The sequence below is a fragment of the Halochromatium sp. genome (assembly GCF_054919635.1).
This window is the reverse complement of sequence record NZ_JBUDPI010000456.1, coordinates 1-2549: the sequence shown is the minus strand read 5'-3', so window position 1 is coordinate 2549 and position 2549 is coordinate 1. Positions and strand designations below refer to the sequence as shown.

At 61.0% G+C, this 2549-nt stretch carries 2 protein-coding genes and 2 pseudogenes; 3 read left to right on the top strand and 1 reads right to left on the bottom strand.

Translation table 11 applies throughout. The features are described 5' to 3' along the window. The 3 genes and pseudogenes from ACY693_RS18240 to ACY693_RS18230 all read left to right on the top strand — a co-directional run. Window positions 1-416, top strand: a pseudogene (locus ACY693_RS18240) (ParA family protein); the annotation flags it as partial. Window positions 417-668: 252 nt separating this feature from the next. After that, the gene (locus ACY693_RS18235; protein WP_462323230.1) at window positions 669-1193 is read left to right on the top strand and encodes a hypothetical protein; all 525 of its coding nucleotides are present in this window, start codon (window positions 669-671) and stop codon (window positions 1191-1193) included. A 119-nt stretch (window positions 1194-1312) separates the two neighbouring features. Then, window positions 1313-2236: a 5'-nucleotidase gene (locus ACY693_RS18230; protein WP_462323229.1), complete on the top strand. Its 924-nt coding sequence runs from the start codon at window positions 1313-1315 to the stop codon at window positions 2234-2236. 69 nt (window positions 2237-2305) lie between these two features. Here the strand turns inward: ACY693_RS18230 and ACY693_RS18225 are convergent. Then, window positions 2306-2549: pseudogene (locus ACY693_RS18225) on the bottom strand (EF-P beta-lysylation protein EpmB); the annotation flags it as partial.

Here is a 2549-nt window from a genome sequence, read left to right as displayed (position 1 = left end):
TCGACGACGAGACCGTCATCGACGTCGGAACCGCTGACATGGAGGCGCTGCGCAGCGCGATACAGCTCTGCGACCGCGTCGTGGTGCCGGTGCCGCCGTCGCAGGCCGACATCTGGTCAACCCAGCGCTTCATCCAGTTGGTGAAGTCTGTCGAGCGCGAGCGGCCGCCAGAGATTGTCGGCTTCATCAATCGCGGTGATACCCATCATGCGGTCCGGGAGACCAACGAGGCGGCGGCGGCCTTGGTGTCCTTGCCTGATATCCAGTTCGTGAAGTCGCGCCTGTCGCAGCGCACCGTATTCCGCCGCTCGTTCAGCGAAGGCCTTGCCGTGTTCGAGCTCGAGTCGCGTGGCAAGGGGGCAAAAGAGTTCTATGCGCTTGCGGCGAGCTTGTTCCCGAAGGTGTTGAGCGAGTAAGAGGCGAGTGCTGCTGAGCGCGAGTTCCCTGCGTGATTGCGCTTAGGTTGGGCTTGGGCTTGGTCCCTCGGCTCTGGTCTCACGGCCGGTTTCCTTGTATAACCAAGCGTTCGTGTTAGGCTTTGATATGCGTTGATCGGCTGCGCCGTCGATGCTGGGAGTCGCATCAGCCAGGCACTCGGCAAGACTGCCCGATGCCGACCGAAGTCTGGCCTTGGGGCTGTGACGGTACCTAAGAGGTCGTGATTTTCTATGGCAAGCAATAACCCGCACGAGCGAGATGCTTTCGAAAACACGGGGGCAACAGATCTAGAGGCGCCAGAGGGTGATCCAGCCGCCAATCAGTTTGCGATGGACCGGCTGTCGCAAGCGTTTGAGACCAGCGCTCGGCGCTGGGAGCTGATCGTTTATCCAACCTTGTTTGCCTTTATCATTCTTGCAGCCTACGGCTTTTACCTCGTCTTCAGCTTAGCGAAGGATGTGCACTATCTTGCGATCAGCGTCGATTCCAATATGACGGTGCTGGCTAGCAACATGCAGTCGATCTCGGACAACATGGGGCAGATCAGCTCCAACGTTCGGACGATGACGGTCGGTGTTGACTCGATGGCTCGGGATGTCTCCACCTTGGAGCCGTTGTTGAGCTCGATTGAGGCTATGAATCGCTCGATGCAATCGATGACCTATACGACCGCGACCATGCGTGATGATATCGGCGCAATGAATCGCAACATCGGTCGACCCATGCATTTCATGAACTCGTTCCTGCCTTGGTGAGCGATCAGGGTGAGGGAGCTCGGCTCCGAGCGAACGCTCTAGGTCATGCATTGGGCCGCACTGAAGAGCCGTCGAGCAGCGAGAAATCTGATCCTCGACTCGCACAGGCTCCGCAGCCGGTGGTCGCGCGGGATGCCGCAGGGGCTCCGCAGATTCGTCTCGTCGTTGCGATTTCATCACGGGCGCTATTCGACCTCTCGGAGTCGCACCGGGTCTACGAAGAGCGGGGCGTCGAAGCCTCCGCTGCGTCTCAGGTGGCGCATGAGGCTGAGCTCCTGGCGCCAGGCGTCGCCTTCTCGCTGGTGAAGAAGCTGCTCACGCTGAATGAGCGGCTCGGCGATCGCGGACGGGTTGAGGTCATCCTGCTGTCTCGCAATAGCAGTGATACCGGCCTGCGGGTCTTTAACTCGATCCGCCACCACGGACTCGCGATCCGCTGCGCGGCCTTTACCAGTGGCGCCAGTCCTTATCGGTACGTCTCGGCCTTCGGCGCCCATCTGTTTCTCTCAGCCGACCGCGACGATGTGCGTCAAGCCCTTGACGCCGGTTGCGCTGCGGCGACGATCTTGCCGGCTCCGGCCCGAGCGATGACTGCCGATGATGACCAGTTGCGCCTCGCCTTCGATGGCGATGCCGTCCTCTTCTCGGACGAATCCGAGCGAATCTTCCGTGCCGAAGGTCTCGCTGCATTTACCGCAAACGAGGTGGCTGCTGCTCAGCAGCCACTGTCTGACGGGCCTTTCAAGGGATTCTTGGTGGCTCTGAAGCGCATTCAGGCCCTATTCCCGATTGATCAGGCCCCGTTGCGGACCGCGCTGATTACCTCTCGCGGCGCACCAACTCACGAGCGCGTCGTGCGTACGCTGCGTGCCTGGAATATCCGCATCGACGAATCGCTGTTCCTGGACGGGCTCGGCAAGGGGCCGTTCCTGGCCGCCTTTGATGCCGATATCTTCTTCGACGATCAAGAGCATCATTGTCGCGATACCCTCAGTCACGTGACCACGGGCCACGTGCCGCACGGGATCGCAAACCCCAGCTAGCGTCGTGGGCCCATGTCGATCCCGGCTCGACCCCGGCTCGGCGCAAGCGCTCGAAAGCCGCTAACGCGTCTACAACAAGACGGTCTTAGCAGGCTCACCAGCCTGCTCGCGGACCAGCTTGGGCACCAGGTAGCCCGGTAACCGGTGCCGGAGCCCGGTGACGAGGGAGCGTGCCTCGGTCTCTGGGACCTCGAAATGAGCGGCACCACTGACGGGGTCAAGCAGATGCAGGTAGTAAGGCAGGACGCGCGCTGCGATCAGCGATTCGGAGAGTTCCACCAAGGTCTCCAGCGCATCATTGACGCCACGTAAT

What these genes read in the sequence shown, in the direction of transcription:
- ACY693_RS18235 (WP_462323230.1), top strand. Translation starts at nt 669, where the DNA reads ATGGCAAGCAATAACCCGCACGAGCGAGATGCTTTCGAAAACACGGGG.